Raw genomic sequence first — 2,790 nt, 5'->3', positions numbered from 1 at the left:
TACGATCCGACTTCGAATTACAACGCTTACAAGGACAAGATTGACAACCTTATTTCCTATGTCAAGGAAAAAACTTTGGATGAGGCGACAAGGCACTTGCTGACAACACACAAGATGGACCAGAAGACAGGTCAAATCATAACCAAGTTTGACGCACAACTGCCAAAGGGGTTCATATACAACTCAGGCAAGTCAACAATCGTGTATGACGAGGAACAGATTCCTGATGAATACTTCGTGTTGACGAGAACGCTTGACAAGAAACTTGTCGATGAGCACATCATGGCAGGTAAATTGCCGATGAAAGTAAGAAAAGTTGAAAAAGGAACACCATTTGTCACTCTTCGTGAAGACTTCATGAAAGAGGAAGATGACAAGGAGGAATAATGAAATTCACCAAAGAGATGGAAAGGGACTTGTGAGATATTTTCCACGAGAACCCAAGCACAAAATTGGCAACCAAGAAATTCAATGATAAATATGAAACCAATTTTGTTGAGCGTTCATTGGGGCAGAGGTTCATAAACATGAAACGCGGCGTGGAGATTGCTCTTGAAAGTCAATCATTCACAGAGGACCAACTGCAACTTCTTGCCAAAAAGGAATTGCACATCCTTAAGCAGCAAAAGAAAAATGTGGCGTTAAGACAAGAAGCTCATAAGGCGGCAAAAAATTTGGGTGTGATAGAAATGCTTAGGGAAGAGTTGCAAGTGCCTAAAACAGACCAAAAACCACTTCCTAAGGTCTATGCAGAAGTTGATAAGACTAAACCTAATGAAATTATTGAATATTTAATCAGTGATTTACATTACAAGGGTAGTGAAGAAGAATGAGTGGCACATATTTTCTCTAAAATCAAGGGGAATATTAAAAATAATGAATACAATATCAATCATAGACTTTGTCTAGTCGGGGACACAATAGAAGGCGGAGCAGCCCATTTACCACAACTGTTTGAGGTTGTTTCATTATCAATTCAACAAGCAAGGGAAGTGTCTAATTTATTTGTTAAATATATTCCGCAAGCATTTGAAAAAGTTAAAAACCTTTCTATCTTAGATGTTATTGAGTCAAATCACTCAGAAATAAGACCATTGGGTTCAAAGCGTGGAGATTTCCATACAGAAGACTTAGGTTATATTATCAATGACATTATGAGAAATGCTTTAGGAAACAAATACTATTTCTGACCAACAGTTAATGGAGTAGTAGAAACACCAGAAGGTTATTACTACCACGGACACCAAAATTGAAATAGCAAACAAAATACAAGAGATGCTAAACTTGGTACAGAAAAGAATATAACTTTTGGTCATTGACATCACCACAACTTAACACAAGAAATGAGAAGAACAGTTCATAAACTACCTTCTTGCAAAAAATCTATTTATGGTTATGAAATTGGAGCGGGGTTCAATCCTATTCCGACTGTCGTAAAAAGAAAGTTGGTAGATGGCAAGATTACTTCTGTTGAACTTATTTATCTATAATGTTAGAAAAAGATTTTCAAAAGCAAGTCATAGACTATCTGAAAAATAAAAATGCTTTCATAATTAACGTTGAAGGTTTAGAAAGAGGTCTTCCTGATTTGGTTGTTTGCCATCAAGGCAAATTCATAGGTCTTGAACTCAAGGTTGATTATAAGATACAACCGCACCAGGTGTTGCAACTCCAAAGGATTAGAAACGCAGGCGGTCTCGGTTATGAACTTAAATATTGTTTCAACTGACAGGACATTTTAGACAAGATGCTAACTGGTGAATATGAGCAAGAACTCAAAGGGGTGAATTGAAATGAGTAAAAACATATATCAAGACATCCTTTTTGATTTCCAAAAACAAGCTGTTGATAAGGCATTGCCTTGACAGAAGTTCGGTTTGTTCATGCAACCAGGATTAGGCAAGACCTTAACCTCATTGGCAATAGCACAAGAGAAGAAATTCTCCAAAATACTTGTCATTTGCCAACACTCCAAGAAACTTGACTGAGCAAATGACATCAACACCTTCCTATCGCTTGATACAACCATTTTGGGCAACGGTTTGGAAGAGGACAACAAAAGTATAGCGAACCTTAAACAAGGAGCTATAATCGCCAATTATGAAACCATATGAAGAAGAAAGATTAAATTGGACAAAGAATGACTGTTGATAATTGATGAAAGTCAATATCTCAAATCAAGAAAATCCAAGATTGGCAAGTGGGGTGCACTCAACGCAAAACTGTGCGGTGGTGTATTGCTCTTGTCTGGTACGCCGCAAAATGCTTTCCACGACCTATACAACCAAATGGTTATGTTGGGCATGGATATGAAATACTCAGAATTTGAAAACGAGTTCTGTGAGATTAAAGAAGTGAAATTACCCACCGCTCGATGACCTTTCAGGACCATAGTCGGTTATAAGAATGTCGATGTGCTGTTGAATGCGTTGAAAACGGTGTCGATAACAATGAAAACGGAAGAGGCGATAGATTTGCCGAAACAAACATTTATCGATATCATGCTTGAACATGACAGACCGCAAGTTTACGCAAAAGTTAAAAAGCACCAAATGTATGAAAGTGATTTATTTGCCAACCCTGGTGTTACATTTACTCGCCTTCGTGAATTCTCAAGTGGTTATATAGGGGCATATAGAAATTTGTCTAATCATAAGGCAATAGCACTCAAAGAGTTCCTAGAAAGCAATGATAAAAATGTTTCGATATTCTATAACTTCCATGCCGAACTTGACGACTTAACATTAGTAGCAAACACATTAGGAATCAAGTTGTTTGTCGTTACAGGCG

At 37.4% G+C, this 2,790-nt stretch carries 6 protein-coding genes; all 6 read left to right on the top strand.

All coding sequences use genetic code 11. From position 1 onward, the window contains the following. Positions 1–387, top strand: a 387-nt coding sequence (locus tag N1032_RS22405; RefSeq protein ID WP_259542497.1) for a hypothetical protein, incomplete at its 5' end; no start/stop codon positions are given. Positions 388–452: 65 nt separating this feature from the next. After that, positions 453–833, top strand: coding sequence for a hypothetical protein (locus N1032_RS22400; RefSeq protein ID WP_259542496.1), 381 nt, complete (start codon positions 453–455; stop codon positions 831–833). Continuing rightward, on the top strand, positions 834–1,190 hold the full coding sequence (locus tag N1032_RS22395; RefSeq protein ID WP_259542493.1) for a hypothetical protein: 357 nt from the start codon (positions 834–836) through the stop codon (positions 1,188–1,190). It abuts the gene before it with no gap. 299 nt (positions 1,191–1,489) lie between these two features. After that, the gene (locus N1032_RS22390) at positions 1,490–1,729 is read left to right on the top strand and encodes a hypothetical protein (RefSeq protein ID WP_259542491.1); all 240 of its coding nucleotides are present in this window, start codon (positions 1,490–1,492) and stop codon (positions 1,727–1,729) included. A 418-nt stretch (positions 1,730–2,147) separates the two neighbouring features. After that, positions 2,148–2,378, top strand: coding sequence for a DEAD/DEAH box helicase family protein (locus N1032_RS22385; protein WP_259542488.1), 231 nt, complete (start codon positions 2,148–2,150; stop codon positions 2,376–2,378). A 36-nt stretch (positions 2,379–2,414) separates the two neighbouring features. Beyond that, on the top strand, positions 2,415–2,790 hold a 376-nt coding region (locus tag N1032_RS22380; protein ID WP_259542487.1), incomplete at its 3' end, for a hypothetical protein.

The organism is Herbiconiux daphne (assembly GCF_024979295.1).
Lineage (GTDB): Bacteria > Actinomycetota > Actinomycetes > Actinomycetales > Microbacteriaceae > Herbiconiux > Herbiconiux daphnes.
This window is presented reverse-complemented; position numbering and strand designations above follow the sequence as displayed.